The sequence below is a fragment of the Halomonas sp. R57-5 genome (genome assembly GCF_900070345.1).
Classification (GTDB): domain Bacteria; phylum Pseudomonadota; class Gammaproteobacteria; order Pseudomonadales; family Halomonadaceae; genus Vreelandella; species Vreelandella ventosae_B.
Genome location: NZ_LN813019.1, coordinates 2,273,399 through 2,292,005, shown reverse-complemented (window position 1 = coordinate 2,292,005; position 18,607 = coordinate 2,273,399). Strand labels below are relative to the sequence as shown.

General features: G+C 54.6%; 15 protein-coding genes. 6 read left to right on the top strand and 9 right to left on the bottom strand.

All coding sequences use genetic code 11. From position 1 onward, the window contains the following. Positions 1 to 64 precede the first annotated feature (64 nt). From HALO_RS10485 to HALO_RS10475, 3 genes are all read right to left on the bottom strand, one after another. Positions 65 to 661 carry an OmpW/AlkL family protein gene (locus HALO_RS10485; protein ID WP_172821670.1) on the bottom strand — a complete coding sequence of 199 codons (597 nt, stop codon included), beginning with the start codon at positions 659 to 661 and terminating at the stop codon, positions 65 to 67. Positions 662 to 1,207: 546 nt separating this feature from the next. Further along, positions 1,208 to 2,272, bottom strand: a complete 1,065-nt coding sequence (locus HALO_RS10480; protein ID WP_269449325.1) for a 2,3-butanediol dehydrogenase — start codon at positions 2,270 to 2,272, stop codon at positions 1,208 to 1,210. A gap of 15 nt (positions 2,273 to 2,287) precedes the next feature. Beyond that, positions 2,288 to 4,102, bottom strand: coding sequence for an NAD(P)/FAD-dependent oxidoreductase (locus HALO_RS10475; protein ID WP_050713405.1), 1,815 nt, complete (start codon positions 4,100 to 4,102; stop codon positions 2,288 to 2,290). A gap of 288 nt (positions 4,103 to 4,390) precedes the next feature. Here HALO_RS10475 and HALO_RS10470 point away from each other — a divergent pair, with 288 nt between their 5' ends. The 3 genes from HALO_RS10470 (at position 4,391) to HALO_RS10460 (ending at position 8,692) form a co-directional block, all read left to right on the top strand. Next, positions 4,391 to 6,373, top strand: coding sequence for a sigma-54-dependent Fis family transcriptional regulator (locus HALO_RS10470; RefSeq protein WP_035579906.1), 1,983 nt, complete (start codon positions 4,391 to 4,393; stop codon positions 6,371 to 6,373). A gap of 279 nt (positions 6,374 to 6,652) precedes the next feature. Next, on the top strand, positions 6,653 to 7,507 hold the full coding sequence (locus tag HALO_RS10465; protein WP_035579908.1) for an AAA family ATPase: 855 nt from the start codon (positions 6,653 to 6,655) through the stop codon (positions 7,505 to 7,507). Between the two features lie 3 nt (positions 7,508 to 7,510). Further along, on the top strand, positions 7,511 to 8,692 hold the full coding sequence (locus HALO_RS10460) for a vWA domain-containing protein (protein WP_050713404.1): 1,182 nt from the start codon (positions 7,511 to 7,513) through the stop codon (positions 8,690 to 8,692). A gap of 16 nt (positions 8,693 to 8,708) precedes the next feature. On the opposite strand, the gene HALO_RS10455 is transcribed toward HALO_RS10460, so the two are convergent. Both HALO_RS10455 and HALO_RS10450 read right to left on the bottom strand, forming a co-directional pair. Then, positions 8,709 to 9,242 (bottom strand): cytochrome b, encoded by a 534-nt coding sequence (locus HALO_RS10455; RefSeq protein ID WP_035579912.1) that lies wholly within the window; start codon positions 9,240 to 9,242, stop codon positions 8,709 to 8,711. Positions 9,243 to 9,366: 124 nt separating this feature from the next. Then, the gene (locus HALO_RS10450; RefSeq protein ID WP_035579914.1) at positions 9,367 to 9,930 is read right to left on the bottom strand and encodes a hypothetical protein; all 564 of its coding nucleotides are present in this window, start codon (positions 9,928 to 9,930) and stop codon (positions 9,367 to 9,369) included. Between the two features lie 171 nt (positions 9,931 to 10,101). Here HALO_RS10450 and HALO_RS10445 point away from each other — a divergent pair, with 171 nt between their 5' ends. Further along, positions 10,102 to 10,491: a RidA family protein gene (locus HALO_RS10445; RefSeq protein WP_035579916.1), complete on the top strand. Its 390-nt coding sequence runs from the start codon at positions 10,102 to 10,104 to the stop codon at positions 10,489 to 10,491. A 61-nt stretch (positions 10,492 to 10,552) separates the two neighbouring features. Here the strand turns inward: HALO_RS10445 and HALO_RS10440 are convergent, their stop codons facing one another. From HALO_RS10440 to HALO_RS10430, 3 genes are all read right to left on the bottom strand, one after another. Further along, positions 10,553 to 12,496 carry a tripartite tricarboxylate transporter permease gene (locus HALO_RS10440; protein ID WP_050713403.1) on the bottom strand — a complete coding sequence of 648 codons (1,944 nt, stop codon included), beginning with the start codon at positions 12,494 to 12,496 and terminating at the stop codon, positions 10,553 to 10,555. An 80-nt stretch (positions 12,497 to 12,576) separates the two neighbouring features. Then, positions 12,577 to 13,683: a tricarboxylate transporter gene (locus HALO_RS10435; RefSeq protein ID WP_035579920.1), complete on the bottom strand. Its 1,107-nt coding sequence runs from the start codon at positions 13,681 to 13,683 to the stop codon at positions 12,577 to 12,579. A 52-nt stretch (positions 13,684 to 13,735) separates the two neighbouring features. Beyond that, positions 13,736 to 14,860 carry a 4-oxalomesaconate tautomerase gene (locus HALO_RS10430; protein WP_035579921.1) on the bottom strand — a complete coding sequence of 375 codons (1,125 nt, stop codon included), beginning with the start codon at positions 14,858 to 14,860 and terminating at the stop codon, positions 13,736 to 13,738. A 148-nt stretch (positions 14,861 to 15,008) separates the two neighbouring features. On the opposite strand from HALO_RS10430, the gene HALO_RS10425 reads away from it, so the two are divergent. Then, entirely contained in the window at positions 15,009 to 15,914 is a 906-nt protein-coding gene (locus tag HALO_RS10425) for a LysR family transcriptional regulator (protein WP_172821669.1), read from the top strand. Here the strand turns inward: HALO_RS10425 and HALO_RS10420 are convergent. Beyond that, the gene (locus tag HALO_RS10420) at positions 15,907 to 17,376 is read right to left on the bottom strand and encodes a cobyric acid synthase (protein WP_050713402.1); all 1,470 of its coding nucleotides are present in this window, start codon (positions 17,374 to 17,376) and stop codon (positions 15,907 to 15,909) included. The genes HALO_RS10425 and HALO_RS10420 overlap by 8 nt on opposite strands. 202 nt (positions 17,377 to 17,578) lie before the next feature. Here HALO_RS10420 and HALO_RS10415 point away from each other — a divergent pair, with 202 nt between their 5' ends. Next, on the top strand, positions 17,579 to 18,601 hold the full coding sequence (locus HALO_RS10415; protein ID WP_035579924.1) for a LacI family DNA-binding transcriptional regulator: 1,023 nt from the start codon (positions 17,579 to 17,581) through the stop codon (positions 18,599 to 18,601). The last annotated feature ends 6 nt before the right edge of the window (positions 18,602 to 18,607 follow it).

Genomic DNA, 18,607 nt, shown 5'->3' with positions numbered 1-18,607 from the left:
CATGGCCGGGCGTTGAATTGTGTCTGGCTATCAGGAGAAGCCAGATGGAACTTAGAAACGAAACTTAGAAGCGGTAAGTAACACCACCGCCAATGGTGACGGGTTCAATGTCGACTTCACCGCCCACATTGATATCAGCGTTTACGTCAGCATAGCTGGCGTAGCCATTGAGCATGATATTGTCAGTCACGGCCAGATCAACGCCCACTTGGCCGATGGCGCCGTAGCTCTCATCAACGTTTACACCGCTAGGCTCGCCAGAGAAGCGTGTGTAGTTAAGGCCAGCACCCACGTAAGGCTGAACTTTGGAATCCAGACCACCCATTGGATAATAGTTAACTAATAGGTTAACAGGCAGACGATCTACGCTACCCACATCGCCCAAAGCAGATGTATTCAGATCGTGCTCGAACTTCTCAGAGCTGTTGAGCTCAACGCCCACCTTATCGGTGAACAGGTAACCAGCACCAAAGGTGAAGCCGCGAGCGCTCTGCACGTTCAGTGAATCACCATTCAGATTGCCATTACCTGAACCCGTATCCGTTTGGGCAACGCCGCCACGAACAAATACGTCACCAGCGTTATAAGCCAGTGCCGCTTGGCTTGCCAGTGCAAAGCTAGCGGTGATAACAGCAGCAGAAATCAGTTTCATATTACTCATCAGGGTCATCCTCTATGCAGCGCGCAGTTCCTTGCGCTTGGGGATTGCGGTAGTTGCTATCCAACTTTCCTATACAGACTGTAGTATACGAACACTGTTTCCAAATGTCTTGTGAAATATTGTTATAAGAAAGTGCGCCCTGATAGTTTTTCTATTTATAAAACTCGGTCATAAAGCTCAAACATCAAACTAAGACATAAAATACAGGCATAAAAAAAGTCCCCCGAAGGGGACCCAGGTGGAGCACGCCAGCTCACTCGGTGTGTTGCTACCAGGTGGTAACAACGTGGATGAAGAAGGCAGAGAAGCTAGATAGTGAATGGTGCTTCTCTATTCAATCACCCTTTGCCATATATATTGCGATCTGCGTGCCACTTTTTAAAAAAAACCTATAAAACAACAACTTAATATAATACCACTTGATTCGCATTGATCTTTTTCGCACTGCAACAAATAAAGTGCACCACCATTGCGCAATTTTCAGCCTTTGTGCATCACAAAGAATCATGTGAGTTCGTTAGCGCTTAAAAATCCTCAAGATAGTGGCTAGGGTGTCACGATAATTTTCACCTGGGCTTTGTCGCTTAGCAGCGCCTCAAAGCCCTCCTCCACGATATCCGCCAGTGGAATGCGCTGGGTGACCATATCCTCGGCGCGGAAGTAGCCCCGCTGCATCAACGCCATCACCGCTGGGTAAACATGGCGATAGGCGATAATGCCCTTCATGGTACGCTCTTTGATGACGAGGTCGTTAGGCTGAAAGCTGGCCTCTCCTTCCCAAATACTCACCACCACCACTTCACCCCCTTCGTGGGTGCTATTCAGCGCCTGATTGAGCACGGCAGGAATTCCGGTCACCTCAAACGCCACGTCTACCCCGCCACCGCTCAAGGCTTGTAATTTCGCCACTGGATCCTCCTGTTGCGGATCAACCACAGTGGCCCCTAGCGCTTCAGCTTTGGCCTTACGAGATGGTGCCACTTCCACTGCATAAATCTGCGCAGCTCCTGCGGCCTTAAGAGCCTCAATAGTCATCAAACCGATTGGTCCAGCGCCAAATACTACCGCGCTATCCTCGGCTTTCAGGCAGCTTTGGCGCACCGCATGCAGCGCTACCGCCGCGGGCTCTACCAGAGCGCCCTGCTCGTAGCTAAGCTCATCCGGCAGCTTATGTACCATGTGCTCACCCATCACGGTGAACTCCGAGAAGCCACCACCACCGCCCGAGAGGCCATGAAAGCCAAGCAAGGGCGTCAGGTTATAGCGCTCCATTTGGTAGGCGCCGTCTTTATTGGGCGAGAGAATCGGTTCAATGGCGACGCGGTCGCCCACTTTTACTCGCGTTACCTTATCGCCGACCTCGACCACTTCCCCGGCAAATTCATGGCCCATAATGATCGGCGCCTGCTCGCCACTGATCGGGTGCGGCTTACCTACCGGAATAAAAATCGGCCCGGCAGCATACTCGTGCAGATCACTGCCGCAAATGCCACAGGCGGCGACTTTCACCTTCACTTCATGGGGGTCGCTGATAGTGGGAACCGAAACTTGCTCAACGCGAAGATCTTTTGCCGCGTACCACACAGCTGCCTGCATGCTTGATTGACTCATGGGTTACCCTTCCTGTTAAGACGTATGATGAACCGGCTGCAGCCCATAGACAGGCGTTTCCAGCCCCTCCATTCGTGCCTTTAACTGCAGCGCTAAATAGTGTGAGTAGTGCCGCGACTGGTGCAGGTTGCCGCCGTGGAACCACAGCGCCTCTTGCTGGGTGGGTTTCCACATATTGCGCAGCTCGCCCTCCCAAGGGCCGGGGTCTTTGGTGGTGTCAGAGCCCAGGCCCCAGCACTTGCCGACTTTATCCGCCACCTCTTGGGAGATAAGCCTGGCCGCCCAGCCGTTCATGGAGCCATAGCCAGTCGCGTAAACGATCAAATCTGCCGCTAGCTCACTGCCATCGGTGAGTGTGATGGAGTGGGGATTGATGCGCTCAATGCCTACGCCGCTGCGTAGCTTGATATCGCCGTTGGCCACCAAATCGCAGGCCCCCACATCGATGTAATAACCTGAGCCCCGGCGTAGATACTTCAAAAACAGCCCCGAGCCATCGTCACCGAAATCGAGCAGAAAGCCCGCATCTTCCAGCTTCTGATAGAACTCGGCGTCGCGCTGTTTGATTGCCTCAAACGCCGGACGCTGAAAATCTGGCAGCACCTTGTAGGGAATCGAGGCAAAAATCAGATCAGCCTTGTCGTGGGTTAAGCCATTGGCCACCGCCTCTTCGGAGTAGAGCGGCCCCAGCACTTCCTCCATCAATGAATCCGACTTCACAATATGGGKGGATGAACGCTGCAGCATGGTCACATCGGCGTCGTGCTCCCAAAGTGCCGCGGCAATATCGTGAGCAGAGTTATTCGAGCCTACAATCACACACTTCTTGCCCGCGTAAGCATCCGGCCCTGGATGCTGACTGGAGTGCTGCTGTTCGCCTGCGAAGCTCTCTGCGCCCGGAAATGTCGGCACATTGGGCATGCCCGACATCCCGGTGGCCATTACCAGCTGTTTCGGGCGTAGCGTGATCTCTTCGCCGTTGCGCTTAACGTTAACCACCCACTCGCCTGCGGCTTCGTCATAACGTGCATTCTGACACTCAGTGGAACTCCAATAATTGAGCTCCATCACTTTTGTGTACATCTCCAGCCAATCGCCCACCTTGTCTTTGGGGGCAAACACCGGCCAGTTTTCAGGGAAAGGAATATAGGGAAGGTGGTCGTACCAGACTGGATCATGCAGGCAGAGCGACTTATAGCGCTTGCGCCAGGAGTCCCCGGCTCGCTCGTTGCGCTCGATAATAATGGTCGGCACGCCCATCTGCTTCAGCCGGGCCCCAAGGCCAATCCCACCTTGGCCTCCGCCGATGATTACGCAGTAAGGCTGTTGGGTATAGCCAAGCTCTGCCTCTTCGCGCTCCCGTGCTTCTAGCCAGGTTTCACGCTGTTTGTTGGCGCCATGCTCGGCCCCTTTCGGACGGTTGTGATTACGCGGTTCGGGAAAATCGTTGAGCGCTTGCATAGTCGTTAGCAGCGTCCAGCACTTGCCGTCTTTAAGGCGCAGGTAGCCTTTGCCGCTGGCGACCGCTGTCTCGAAGGTAAACCACGCCTCACTGGTATCGCCGTTCTGGGTAGCTTCGCCTTCTAGCTGCCAGTTCGAAGGACGCACGTTCTCCAGGGTTGCATTGAGCATGGCCTGAATAGCATCTTTTCCCTCACAGGTTTTTAAATTCCAGGTAAAGGTTACAAAGTCGCGCCAGTAGCACTCCTCATTAAATAGCGACAAGACACGCTGGATATCCTGGCCTTGCAGCGCTTTATCAAAATCACTCAGCCACCCTTGGACAGTGGCCGTGGCGGTTTGCTGGGTTTGTGCCGATATTTCGGACATAGCGAGTACTCCATCGTTTGTTATTGTTGAATTGCTGTTGAGACACCCAACTCTAAGCACCCGCCGTGCCAATCATTTCATATAAACCACAAGCATCTGAAAAATATAAACAATTCTAAAAAAGCAGATATCTATTAGGCGTCGCACAAGGCGTACACCTGTCACGTTTAGTTGTAAACGGCGTTACAGGTGTAACGCACGACTAACGGCGTAATAGCGCCGCGTTGACACCCACGCCAGAGCGCATAGGCTGGAAGGACAATAACAAGCCCCACGGTGAACCACGCCATGCCTACTCAATCGCCTCTGCCTGCACGGCTGCAATCCGTCCAGCGCCAGCATATTGAGCATATTTTCCAGCTCGGCGAAGGCCTGGAAGTTCCGCAGCTACCGGCCCAGCAAACCATTCGACGCTCCTGGCTGCGCTGTCTAAACGAGTACCAACTCGATCCCACCCAGCCACGCCCAGCTCGGGTGGTGCCCCAGCAAACCCTGATTGAGCACCGGGAATCTGTCGATGAACTTTTACACGTGGCACGCGCTGGGGTTGACCAGCTCTATCAACAAATCGCCCAGCTAGGCTACGTGCTGCTACTCACCGACCACCGCGGGATAACCGTCGAGTTTCGCGGCGACCCTAACCAAGACCAGCAACTGCGCCGGGCAGGCCTCTATCTGGGTGCTGACTGGGACGAACGCTTTGCAGGCACCTGTGCAGTAGGCACCTGCCTGCATGACCGACAAGCAATCATTTGCCACCGCCAGGAGCACTTCGACGCCTCGCATATTTCGCTTACCTGCACTGCCGCGCCCATCGCCGACCCGCAAGGCAACGTCATGGCCGTGCTGGACATCTCAGCGCTGCAATCACCCACCCAGCATGAGAGCCAAAATTTTAGCCTCTCGCTGGTAACGCTCTACGCACGGATGATCGAGGACGCCTATTTTCTCCAGCGCTACCGTGACTGCCTGATGGTGCGGCTGGATACCTCACGAGAGTTTGTGCATGTAAACGGGCGCGGACTCATCGCCATTGAAGAGAACGGGCAAGTGATTGCCGCCAACGCAGTGGGTCGTGATCTGATAAGTGAACACCAGCGCCGTTGGCCACCCTGGTCAGCCCATCACACTCCCATGCTGGGAGAGCTATTCGAGTGCGAGATCGGCGATGTGCTCAGCATTAATAGCGCCACCGACGATCAACTGCGTGCTTTTCGTGCCAGGGTCGACAACACCATTTACTTTATTAGTCTGCTGGAGCCCCGCCGCCCGCGACCTGCTCAGCATGCACAATCGCTCCCCTCCAGTCTGCCTGAACCACTGGTACGCCTCGGCGCCGACGACCCCGCCATGCGCAAAGTGCAGAAGCTGGCTGAGCGGCTACGCAACGAAGCCAGCGTCAATGTGCTGATTAGCGGTGAAACCGGCACCGGCAAAGAGGTGGTTGCCCGTGCCCTACATGACAGCGGCAACCGTGCCAGGGGGCCATTTATCGCGGTCAACTGTGCCGCCATTCCCGAAGCGCTAATCGAAAGCGAGCTGTTTGGTTACGAGCCCGGTGCCTTTACCGGCGGGCGCGCCAAAGGCATGCGCGGGCTGATTCCCCAAGCCCACGGCGGCACACTGTTTTTAGATGAAATCGGCGATATGCCGCTGGCCCTGCAAACCCGCCTGCTGCGCGTACTGGCCGAGCGAGAAGTGATGCCTCTTGGGGCCAATAAGCCTGAAAAGGTTGATATTCGGGTGATTACCGCCACCCATCGCAATATCGATGCGATGATTCAGCAGGGTGAGTTCCGCGAAGATCTCTATTACCGCCTTAACGGGGCCCAACTGCGCCTTCCCGCGCTACGCGACCGCGCCGATAAGCTCTTCGTTATCCGCCGTGTTTTTGATGACATCATCCAAGAGCGGGGGTGCAGCCAATCACCGCGCCTGCGGGCCGATGCCATTAGCGCCCTGCTCGCCTACGCCTGGCCCGGTAATATCCGTCAGCTAAAGAATGCGCTGGCCTTTGCACTGGCCACCTCAGAAAACGAAGAAATCACCGTTCATGACTTACCCGAGCAGTGCCTAAGCCAACGCATCACGCGGCAGGCAACTCCCCTGCCTGCAGACGCTGGTAGCGACAGCGATCACACACTGTTGGAAATGCTCAAGGAGCAGCACTGGAACATTAGCGCCGTGGCTCGCGCTCTCGGGGTTTCAAGGCCCACGATATACCGGCAAATGCAGCGCCAGGGCATAGTGCCCCCGAATTGGCAGGGGTGATAAAAAAGCGACTTCAGGGCTTTTGATTTAGAAATAACTGCAACATATCTTGAGAACACGGTGCGAGGGCAGGTTGAAGCGAGAGTCTTTCGCCATGGATGGCGAAAGTAGCGCCCACGGATGGGTTAACAGCGCCCTCGCGGAAACCTGCACTCGGCACAGTGTTGTGCAGAATGCCAGCTATCACTACCTCTTGGCCTTGAGGGTGACCCTCACGTACACTTGTTTGAATTCGTTTATCCTTTTATAACCCCGCTTTCGACAAGCCGAGGCTCTCCCATGGCGTTTGAATCCACTTCTTCCTATATCGCAACTGATGCGCTTAAGCAGGCGGTGAATGCTGCCGTGGTGCTTGAGCGGCCGCTATTGATCAAAGGCGAGCCAGGCACCGGCAAAACCCTGCTGGCTGAAGAGTTGGCCGAGTCTCTCGATACCCAGCTGATTACCTGGCATATCAAATCCAGCACCAAGGCGGCCCAGGGTTTATACGAGTACGATGCCGTCAGCCGTCTGCGGGATTCCCAGCTAGGTGTTGAAGGTGTAGAGAACGTCGCCAACTACATCAAGCCCGGCAAGCTGTGGGAAGCCTTTACCGCTAACGAGCGCGTGGTGTTATTGATCGACGAGATCGACAAGGCCGATATCGAATTTCCCAACGACCTGCTCCAAGAGCTGGATCGTATGGAGTTTCACGTTTACGAAACTGGCGAAACCATCCGCGCCGAACAGCGCCCGATTATAATCATCACCTCAAACAACGAAAAAGAGCTGCCGGATGCGTTCCTGCGCCGCTGCTTTTTCCACTACATTGAGTTCCCTGATCGCGAGACCATGCAGGCGATTGTCGATGTTCACTTCCCGGATATCGCCCCCCGGCTGGTCAGCGAGGCCTTAGAGGTATTTTTCGAACTACGTAAAGCGCCAGGCCTGAAGAAAAAACCGTCTACGTCTGAACTAGTCGACTGGCTCAAGCTACTGATGGCTGACAATATTGCTCAAGAGGCGCTCTACAACCGCGACCCAGCCAAAGCGCTGCCGCCGATGGCGGGTGCACTGGTCAAAAACGAGCAGGACACTCAACTGCTGGAACGCCTGGCGTTTATGATCCGTCGCCAGAAAGGCACAGGCCGCTAAGCCATGTTTATCGGCCTGTTTGAGACGTTAAAGCGCGCGGGCGTTCCGGTATCGCTGCGCGAGCTGTTGGATCTTCACGCCGTGGTGGAACGCGGCGTGGTGTTCGCCGATATGGAAGCTTTCTATCAGGTGGCCCGCACGGTGATGGTCAAGGACGAACGTCACTTCGACCGCTTTGATCGCGCCTTCGCCGCTTGGTTTAAAGGCCTTGAGGACATGGACGCCGCCATTGAGGCGCTGATACCTGATGATTGGCTACGCCGGGAGTTTGAGAAGCAGCTAACGGATGAAGAGAAAGCCAAAATCGAATCCCTGGGCGGGCTTGAAGAACTCATCGAAACGTTCAAGAAACGCCTGGAGGAGCAAAAAGAGCGCCACGCGGGCGGCAACAAATGGATCGGCACCGGCGGCACTAGCCCCTTTGGCGCCTACGGCTACAATCCGGAAGGCATTCGCATTGGCCAGGATGGCTCTCGTCACCGCCGTGCCACCAAGGTCTGGGACGAGCGGCGCTTCCGTGATTACGATGATTCTCTGGAATTGGGCACCCGAAACATCAAAATGGCGCTGCGTCGCCTGCGCAAGTTTGCCCGCCAAGGGGCGTTAGATGAGTTTGACGTGGATAGCACCATCCGTGAAMCCGCCAAGGACGCAGGGCTACTCAACGTGCAGATGCGCCCAGAGCGCCATAACGCGGTGAAGGTGCTGCTATTTTTGGATGTAGGCGGCTCGATGGATGACCATATTCGCGTCTGCGAAGAACTGTTCTCTGCCGCCCGCTCAGAGTTCAAGCATCTGGAGCACTACTACTTCCATAACTGCCTTTACGAAGGGGTTTGGCGTAACAACATGCGCCGGGGTAACGAGCGGATCCCGACCATGGATGTTTTGCACACCTACGGCGCGGATTACCAGGTAGTGATCGTCGGTGACGCGGCCATGTCGCCCTATGAGGTCACCCACCCCGGCGGTAGCGTCGAGCACTTTAACGACGAAGCGGGCGGCGTTTGGCTTAAGCGTTTATGCGAAACGTTTCCTCGCCTGGCGTGGCTTAACCCTATGCCGACCCGAGCCTGGGAGTACACCTACTCGACCCAATTGATCCGCGAGATCATCGATGACCGCATGTACCCCATGACCATGGAGGGTCTGGAAACCGCCATGCGCGAGCTAGCAAAGAAGTAGTCTAATTATCCGGCTATTATCTGGCCATGCGCGTCAGCACATCGTGGTGGGTCAGCTTGCGATGCAAAATGGCCATCACGATGTGCCCTACGATCAGCGCCAGCAGAGTCCAGCCCAGCTCACCGTGGAGCAAACCGCCGAGATCCGTCATCCAGGTGATCTCCTCGCCCTCAAAACCTGACATCAGATTAATTCCAAACACCTCAAGCGAACGGCCCGAACCGTACTGGCGAATAAGTGCAATCGTCGGAATCGCGATCATCAAGCCGTAGAGTGCAAGATGGCCCAGCTTTGCCATAACGCTCACCGATGGCGGGCGACGCGACGCATTGGCTAACGCCCATATCGCTCTCAGTACGACTAAGGTCAGTAGCAATACACCCACTGGGTAATGGGTTCCCCAGAAGAACTCTTCAAAGGGAGTGTCGGGAAAAAGCCAGTGCGCCGTGGCACTCGTAAACTGCCAAGCAAACAGTAGCGCCATCCCCCAATGCAACAAGCGGCTAATCGCACCGTAACGTTGACTGTTATCCATTATCGGTAATGCCATGCAGCTTCTCCCTTCTTTTAATGAGCTAGTCGTGATGCTTATTTTATCGGGGCAACACGTAAATAACATGGCAACAACGTGCAACTTAGTTGCACAAACTGGAACGCAGCGTTTCCAAGGGCTATTAAAGCGACTGCGGGAAATCGTTTAAGCCCTTCAAAAATGCCTGTTTGGCCGTTTCAAACGCCTTAGGGTCATGTTTAAAGCGACGCAGGATAAGCGCTTCATCCAACACCAGGGTAGGCGCTAATTCGCGAATACTCTTGGCAGGGTGGCGAGCGCCCAAGCCAATACGCTTTCCATCCACCCCGCCGAACCAGCGCTTAATGCCACTTTTTTGATAGAACGCTTCTTGTTCGGCGTTATCCACTTCGACACGTAGTGGGGCTTTCAAAGTAAGTTCGCTGATCAAACGCTGCGGGGCATCTGCCTGGTCAAGCGCGCAGGCGTGAGTCACCGTCATGCCCTCGCCCTCCTCGTCCAGCACTAGTAGTGCCAGCGCTTGAGGTTTACCCTGTCTATCAACAGCAGCAAACAGCCGCGCTGCTTCTTGCGGAAAAAACACACTGCAGGTGCCGGTGAATACAACCAGCGGCGTAAGACCAGCCTCTTGTCCGTAAACCTCAGCGCATAATCGCGCCAGACAGGCGTTGCGCTGGGCCTCTGCGTTAACGTGTACGACCTTCATTTGAATCATCCTCAGCGACTAAAAACCCGCAAGCCTAGAGCAAACATCACCGTTTTGACAGCGCGACGTGCCTCACCACGACGTCCATTCATTTTTACTGATACTGAACACTACTGTTAACTATCTGTCGAAGAGAACTGTAAGCGTGAACATCACTTAGAAGGAGCTAGTATGCCCACCTTTATGAATGACCCTACCATGCCCACACCAAGCTTCCCCGGTAGCCACATGGTAGTCGATGATCACTATGTGTTTATTTCAGGACTGACCGTTGGCGATCTCTCTAACGGCCACGCAACCCGGGGCGACGTTAAAGAGGAGACTCGCCTCGTGATGCGCGCACTCTCGCGCATGCTTGAAATGGAAGGCGGCAGCTTAGCGGATATAGTGCGGGTTGATATCCACCTCACGGATCTACACGCTATCCAAGACATGGACACTGTTTACGCGGAGTACTTTGAACCTGGCCGCTACCCTGCCCGCACCTGCACCGAATCCCCTAACCTCTACGGCGGAAGCAGTATTGAAATCACTGTGATGGCGAAGCGCGCAAATCATTAGTTTCTTTAAACACAAAAAGCCAATTTAATGGCTTTTTGTGTTTGTTTAGAGGCAGTCAATTTTATAACCCAGCCAACATCCCTGTGGGATAGGTAAGCGTTAACAGATTCGCCATCCCCATTAAGAAGAGTGTCACGCCAGCCGCTAAACCCACGGCAGCAACGGGCTTCATACGCGCTACCACCAGTAAGAACCCAAGGCAAAATAGCGCGGCGGCAAATAGGAAGCCGAGCACCATAACGCTTGCGATCAAGGCAAAGAAACCGGCTACCCAGAGCAACTGCTGGCTTAATGTCTGAATTTGCCACTTCATCGGTTTTATGACCGTTCTGATAATTTCCAGTACGCACGCCGCCACGATAATGGCAATCGCCAGCCTCGGCATAATGCCCCCTAGCATGGAAAGGTCAGCAAACGCCCACCACATATATCCAGCCACCGCTAACAGGCTGCCAAGCAATGCCACATCGATCACACCCAGCGACAGCGGCGCCACCTCTTCTTGAAGCGCATGTTTAGCAGAGTTCTCGGTTGGGCGGCGCTTGTGCAAGTAGCTGCGTAAAGGGGGGACAATCAGTGATGCCGCAATCAGTGCACCAATGATCAGTACCCCAGGCCGCATAAAGGCTTCTGCACCTTGAAACTGAGCGGCTTGATAGAAGTAGGCTTCTGCACCGGGAGCTAGCACAAAGCCAATCAAAAAGGCGGGGCGAGACCAGTTTGCCTGCTTAAACAGCACGCCAATTGCGCCAATAATGCCGAGTGCAAATAGATCACCCAGCGAACGCGTCGCTTGATAGGCGGCGAAGAGGATCAAGATGGTAATCAGCGGCGCTAAAATCACGAATGGCACCCGGGTTAAGCTGGCCACGGGCCTAGCTAACCCTAAACAAAGCGCCGCGCCTAAAATATTAGCCAGCGCTAATGACCAAATAATGGTGTACGTCAGATCGAGGTTCGTCTCTAACATACTGACACCGGGCTGCAGGCCAAGCAGAAGCAAACCACCTAAAAACACCGCCGCCGTACCCGAACCGGGTATCCCAAACAGTAAAGTAGGCACCATCGCCCCGCAGGCACATGCGTTATTAGCAGACTCCGGCGCAATCACGCCGCGAATATCGCCTTTACCAAACTGCGATTTGTCCTTGGCGCTCTGCACCGCGTGGCCGTAGGKGAGCCAATCCACCACCGAGCCCGCCAAGCCTGGGATAGTCCCCATCAAGCTGCCAATCCCCGCGCAGCGAGCCACTAATCCAGGCCTCCTGGCCACATCCTTTACACCCTCTTTCCAGCCTTTGCCCAATTGGCAGGGCTGTTCGGCAATCGCGCCACGCTTCACCAATAGATCAATGATTTCAGGCAGTGCGAAAATACCTAAACCTACCACCACTAACGGCAAACCGTCATAGAGGTAGTCAATTTCAAACGGCAGCCGAAACTCTCCGGTAGCTGGCGCCATGCCAATGGTGCCAACCAGTAAGCCAACGCCGCAGGCAGCAATGCCTTTAAAGACATCCTTACCAGACAAAACCGCCACCATGGAGAGCCCCAGCAGCGTCAACATAAATAGCTCTGACGATGAAAATGACAGCACAACAGGCCTGGCGATGAGAATAAAGGCCGTGAGCACCACCGCACCGAACAGGCCGCCAATCATTGACGACAGAAATGCACTAGAGAGCGCTCGTGCAGCCTGCCCTTTCTTAGCCAATGCAAAGCCATCCACCACGGTGGCCTGGGAAGCACTCGAGCCTGGTATCCCAAGCAGTACAGAGGCAAACGTATCGCCAGTGGGGATCACCGCCACTAACCCCATCAACATACCCAGGGCGACAGAAGGCTCCATACCATAGAGGAAAGGCAGCAGAAGCGACATACCGGCAATACCGCCAAGTCCAGGGATGATGCCCACAATCAGCCCAATCAGGACACCGATAACCATGTACAGCATATGGGGAACAGTAAACAACTGCCCCAAACTGGAAAATAAGACATCTATCATTGTCATGGCTCTTATGTTGTTTAGTGTAAGGGAGCCCAAAAGCACCGCTTAAGCAGTGCTTTTTTGTGTTAACTGGCGTGTTAAATACGGGCACCGTGCTGCTCTAGCAGCCACTCGACCAACCACTGTCGCGTGGCATCATCAAGTGACATGGCCTCCTGCAGATGCTGCTCGACGACCTCACCCACCACCGGCGTGTAGGGGCCAAGCTGGGCCTCCGCCGCGTCTTTAAACGCTTCTGTATCCACAAAACGCTGTGCCGCTTCGCGATACTCTTGAATGAGTTCATCTGGCGCGTCACTGGGTAGCAGGATCAACTTTTGAAGTGTGAACCCGGAGGCAAAGAACTTGCGATACGCCTCAGCGGCAGGGCCGCTAGGCGCTTCACCATGCAAGGTTTCGTAAACTTCATTGAAGGTTGGCAAGTCAGGGAAGGCAGGGTCACGCACGATCTCGCCGCTGTCGTTAAGCACACCTAGCGAAAACAGCGGCACCGCTCGGCCGCTCTCTACCAGAGGTTCTACGCTGCTGAAATAGGCAGAAGTAGTTTGAAAGTCGATATCCGCCTCGCCGCGCTCAAAGGCTAACCGCCCTTCTCCACGGCTACGCATGCCAGAGACGGCCTGTACATCAGCACCCAGCAGATCAAGCGCAATCAATACCGGCAGCTCCAGCCCTGTATGGCTTTGCACGGCAAATTTAACGCGCTGGTTGGTCACCGCGCTCAGCACCTCTTCTGCGCTATCGCCCAGGCTAGGTTGGGCATACACCACACCGCCTGTGGGGGTCGCTAAAATCGGTGTCCAATCGTCGTAGCTATAACGTACACGCCGGTCTTGCAGCATGGCGGGGTACTGGGTGGAAGCAGACGTGCCTATCCATTGGCTGCCATCTGAGTCCGCACGCATAGCGAACAGGTTACTGCCATTAATGGAGCCACCGCCGGGCACGTTATCGATGACCAGCGTAGGGTTACCTTGAATATGGTCACTCATCCAGGTAGAGAAGAAGCGTGCCCATACATCGGTTCCACCGCCTACACCAAAAGGAATGGTCCAGTGGATCGTGTCGGGCACGTTCACATCGTTCGCTTGGGCATTCACACTGATGGCGCCCAGCGTGGAACAAGCAACGACAAGTAGCGCTTTTTTGAACTTGTTAAGCGGTGTGTGCTTCGAGGTAGTCATGGCGATACTCCTGTTATTGATTATTGTCGGTTGTTAATAGTGGTAGCGTGATTCAATCAATGGTTTCGATGGCGTGATTACCCGCTGCCTTTAAAGGGGTCGCGTAGAAAATTTGCCCGCTCATAATTTTGCGGGCCGTTCGGATAAGCGACACACGTGCCAGGTCAAACGCATTCTGCTGGCGATACTCTGCCGTCAGCTCAATAGAGCCAGAAGGATGCTCCAGGACGATCTGTGATAGAAGCTGCCCAGCCGAAAGCTTTTGATGGCTGATGGCCATATCATTGGCAACAGAACCGGGTAAATTAATCGCGGCGGCAACGGCCATCGCCCCGGTGACGGCAATGGCTTTGTGGCAGCGATGAGGCACAAAATAGCGAACATTCAGCGTGCTCAATTCCGCTTCAGCTGCTGAAATCAGCACGACCTTGGGAAGAACGCTCTGACTAACATCACCCATTCCCATCCGTAGCCCCGCTGCGCGGCGCAGGTTTTCTAAACGTGTTAACAACGGCGCATTATCATCCAATTCGGCAGGCGATTCATGGCCGGTTAATCCGACCGACTCAGCGCGCAGCAGCATAATCGGGGTAGCCGCATCAATACAGCTCACCTCAACCCCTGCTATCTCATCGCATGCGTTTCCCGTGGGTAACAGCTGACCCGTTTTACTGCCCATGATGTCTAAAAAGCTAAGCTGGATACCCGCAGCACTTCCCGGAACGCCGCTAATGGTGACACTGCCTTCGTACTGCACCTGCTTCCCCGGTGTTGGGACATGGCATTCGATCAACCGCTGGGTGTTTAAGTTATGGACTTTTACCACGGTGGTACCGTCTTGCGGTTCTACCAGCCCCGTTTCTATAGCATATGGCCCTACGGCAGAGAGCATATTGCCGCAGTTAGGGTTAAAGTCGACACGCTTGTTCACTACATCCACTTGAGCAAACAGATAGTCAACATCGGCGCCAGGGTGCGATGAGCGCTCTACAATAGCCACTTTACTGGTGAGCGGGTCGCCGCCCCCAATACCATCGATCTGTAACGCGTGGCCGGAGCCCATCAAACTCAGCAAGATATCAGCCTGCTGGGCCTGATCACTGGGCAGGTCTTTCATGCGAATAAAGGGGCCTCGAGAGGTTCCGCCCCGCATAATGACACAAGGAATGCTGTTCATATCGTTCCGCCATAGTTCGCGATGACTGTATGCACGGAGAATGTCAGCCAATCTTTAATGTCTCAAATGCAAATATAGGTTGTTATAAATCCGTTTTTTGCATTAATGTGTTTTGATTATTAATCCACCTTCTTAGCGCAACAATCCTATGCTGCATAGACTCGAATTTCTTGACCTCCAGGCCTTCATTTTGGTCGCTGAATTGGGCACCTTTCATGAGGCGGCGCAGCGCTTGCATTTGTCGCAACCGGCCCTCACTCGCCGTATCCAAAAGCTGGAAGAACTCCTTGAAGTTGAACTACTTGAGAGAACCACTAGGCGTACTCGACTGACGCCTATTGGGGCCGATTTTTTGCCCCGGGCCAGGCGAATGCTTGAGGAGTACGAGTCCTCTATCTTGGGGATTCGGGAGTTGGTCACGCACCAAAAAGGAACCGTGACGATTGCCTGCTTGCCGACGGCGGCATTCTACTTTTTGCCTAGTGTCATTCGTGTGTTTAGCGAGGCTTGGCCGGGCATTCGCATCCGAATTTTGGATGTCAGCGCCAACGAGGGGCTGGAAAAAGTCATTAATGGCGAGGCAGACTTCGGTATCAACATGATCAGCGCGCAAAGCTCGGAGGTGCGATTTACCCCGCTGCTGCGCGACCCCTTTGTATTGGCACTACGCTCGGATCATCCGCTCGCCAGCAAAAAGCAGATTGAGTGGAGCGATCTAGAAGATGTGCGACTCATCACCGTGAGCCGCGATAGTGGTAACCGCACGTTGCTGGATAATGCGCTTTCGGCAGAGGGCATCCACCTCAACAGCTTTTACGAGGTTCAGCACTTGTCGACCTCTTTGGGTTTAGTAGAGTCAGGCTTAGGGGTGGCTATTTTGCCGCGTATGACCATGCCTGGCCCAGATCACGACACACTGTGCTCAAGAGATCTGCCTGAGCCACGCATTCAGCGTTCCATTGGTCTTGTACGCAGCAATACCCACAGCCTCTCCAGTACCGCTCAGTTATTTATTGATTTACTGCTGGAGCACTGGGTCAAAGAATCTACTTAACGGCTTTCATCACGCCAGCATCAATCAGCGCAATAACCGCCTCAATATCAATGTGCTCCTCCAGCATATCGGCTAAGCGATCGAGCTCGCGTTCACGGTGGGCTTGATAATCACTCTCCTCCCCATTCACGAGGCCCAGCTGTTTTAACAATGCTTGGCAGGCTTCGGGGTGGTCAAACAACCCATGCAGGTAGGTGCCGATAATTTGGCCATCTTTGCTAACGGCGCCTTCTGGACGTCCGTCTATTTCAAATAGCGGTGAACTAAGCGCTGCCCCGTCGCTTACACCGTTATGGATTTCATAGCCGGTAACGGTAGCGCCCTCCGCCACCGTTAAACCACTCACATTGCGCAGTTGCTTACCCGCCACCATGCGCGTGGTCAGGGGAAGCAGTCCTAACCCCGCTACTTTTTCAGGTTTCCCCTCCAGGCCCTCCGGGTCATCCACCCATTCGCCCAGCATTTGGAAGCCACCGCAAATACCTAGCACCGTGCCGCCATAGCGCAGATGACGCTGAATGGCGATATCCCAGCCCTGGCGTTTTAACCACGCCAGATCGCTTGCGGTACTTTTACTACCGGGCAGCATAATCACATCGGCGGCAGGAATCGGCTGGTCGGCCCGGATAAACGACAACGAGRCCTGGGGATGTAACCGCAGGGGGTCAAAGTCAGTGTGATTACTGATGCGCGGTAGCGCGGGCACGATCACCTTGAGCGTCTGGCTGGCTTTTTCAGCGTGGGTTAAACCAATGCTGTCTTCGGCATCGAGTACCAGCCCCTGCAGATAAGGCAATGTTCCAAACACTGGTTTTCCAGTGCGCTCCTCCAACCATTCGAGCCCAGGATTGAGCAGTGCAATATCACCCCGAAAGCGGTTGATAATAAAACCCTTGGTGCGAGCCTGTTCGCTCTCGCTTAACAGCGCCAACGTACCTACCAGTTGGGCAAAGACACCACCGCGGTCAATATCACCCACCAGTAATACCGGGCAATCTACCGCTTCGGCAAACCCCATATTGGCGATATCGCCTTTACGCAAATTGATTTCAGCCGGGCTGCCCGCGCCTTCGGCAATAATCACATCAAAGCGGCTTTCTAACGCATGCCACGCGGCCATTACACTCTCTTTAGCGGTGCGTTTAAAAGCGTGGTAATCCAGAGCATCCATATGACCATGTACCTTGCCACGCAAAATCACCTGAGCGCCACGATCGGTTTCTGGCTTTAACAGTACCGGATTCATATCACTGTGGGGCGCTAAATAGCAGGCTTGCGCCTGTAACGCAGTGGAACGGCCAATCTCGCCGCCGTCCTCAGTCACGGCGCTATTCAGCGCCATATTCTGAGGTTTAAATGGCGCCACTGATATCCCACGCCTTGCCAGCGCGCGGCAAAGGGCTGCCACCACGGTGCTTTTACCCGCATCCGAGGTGGTGCCTTGAATCATCAGTGTGGCCATAAAGTGGTCTCGCCCAGGTGAACAAGAGCAAGACTTTAGCGGGAGGCGCTAAGTGGCGCAATGTGTTCAGTCTCCGCTCAAGCACCCTAATTCCTTTAATAATCAAAAATACTTTTTATCGCCATCAATTCGTCATATGCCATCTCTAGGCTGATACCTAATAAATGAGATCGATCTCATTGCATCTACAACAGGTATTCGCATGGCTGATTTACTTAGTGTCGCCAAACTCGCCGGGGTTTCCCGGGCAACCGCGGCGCGGGCTTTTTCAAACCCCGACTTGGTACGACCCGCTACCCGAGAACGCGTTTTTAACGCTGCACAGCAGTTGGCGTTTAGGCCGAATAAAGTCGCACAGCAGCTGCGCTCGCAAGCCACCCAGATGATTGGCGTGATGGTGCCCAGCCTTGATAACCCGGTGTTTGCCGAGCAGCTACAAGCCATGGAAGTGGCTGCCCGTGCGTCTGGTTACTCACTGATCGTGACCACCAGCGAATACTCGCCCAGCCGCGAGGGTGACATTGTTGAGGAGATGCTGCGCCAGCGCGTGGACGGCTTGGTGCTGACCGTGGCTGAAGCGGATAGCAGCGCCGTGCTAGAGAAGCTGCGTTTGGAAAAGACGCCCTGCTTACTGGTCTACAACCCACCCGGTAATAGTGGTTTCCCCTCAATCGGCGTCGATAACCGTGCCGCCAGCGCTGATGCCACGCGATATTTAATCACTCTAGGGCACCAGCGAATTGGCATGGTTGCTGGCCCGTTGCTCCAGTCAGACCGCGCCCGGCAGCGCTTTGACGGTTACTGCCACGCTATGCGCGAGGCAGGCCTGATCGCACGCCCGTTGGTTGAGATGACCCGCCATACCCAAGCTGACCTGAAAAGCCTAACACCTGCACTGCAAGGGCCAGAGGCTCTCAGCGCGGTGATCTGTACCAATGATCTGCTCGCCATCAGCCTGATGGGCGAATTACAACGCGCAGGTTTTAACGTGCCTGGCGACCTTTCTGTGATGGGCTTTGATGGCATTGCCTTAGGCAAGCACCTCTACCCATCGCTATGCACTATTGAGCAGCCTCGCGCCGACATTGGGCGCACCGCGGTTCACACCTTGTTAGCCATGATTCGGGGAGAAAAATGCACACCCGCTCCCCTGCCCCACGCATTGCGTAAGGGCGAAAGTGTCGGAATCCCGGCATCCCGCAAGTCCACGTTAAGCACTTTATAGAGGAAC

What these genes read in the sequence shown, in the direction of transcription:
- HALO_RS10425 (WP_172821669.1), top strand. Translation starts at nt 15,009, where the DNA reads ATGCTGCATAGACTCGAATTTCTTGACCTCCAGGCCTTCATTTTGGTC.
- HALO_RS10465 (WP_035579908.1), top strand. Translation starts at nt 6,653, where the DNA reads ATGGCGTTTGAATCCACTTCTTCCTATATCGCAACTGATGCGCTTAAG.
- HALO_RS10470 (WP_035579906.1), top strand. Translation starts at nt 4,391, where the DNA reads ATGCCTACTCAATCGCCTCTGCCTGCACGGCTGCAATCCGTCCAGCGC.
- HALO_RS10430 (WP_035579921.1), bottom strand. Translation starts at nt 14,860, where the DNA reads ATGAACAGCATTCCTTGTGTCATTATGCGGGGCGGAACCTCTCGAGGC.
- HALO_RS10435 (WP_035579920.1), bottom strand. Translation starts at nt 13,683, where the DNA reads ATGACTACCTCGAAGCACACACCGCTTAACAAGTTCAAAAAAGCGCTA.
- HALO_RS10450 (WP_035579914.1), bottom strand. Translation starts at nt 9,930, where the DNA reads ATGAAGGTCGTACACGTTAACGCAGAGGCCCAGCGCAACGCCTGTCTG.
- HALO_RS10415 (WP_035579924.1), top strand. Translation starts at nt 17,579, where the DNA reads ATGGCTGATTTACTTAGTGTCGCCAAACTCGCCGGGGTTTCCCGGGCA.
- HALO_RS10485 (WP_172821670.1), bottom strand. Translation starts at nt 661, where the DNA reads ATGAGTAATATGAAACTGATTTCTGCTGCTGTTATCACCGCTAGCTTT.
- HALO_RS10445 (WP_035579916.1), top strand. Translation starts at nt 10,102, where the DNA reads ATGCCCACCTTTATGAATGACCCTACCATGCCCACACCAAGCTTCCCC.
- HALO_RS10455 (WP_035579912.1), bottom strand. Translation starts at nt 9,242, where the DNA reads ATGGCATTACCGATAATGGATAACAGTCAACGTTACGGTGCGATTAGC.
- HALO_RS10480 (WP_269449325.1), bottom strand. Translation starts at nt 2,272, where the DNA reads ATGAGTCAATCAAGCATGCAGGCAGCTGTGTGGTACGCGGCAAAAGAT.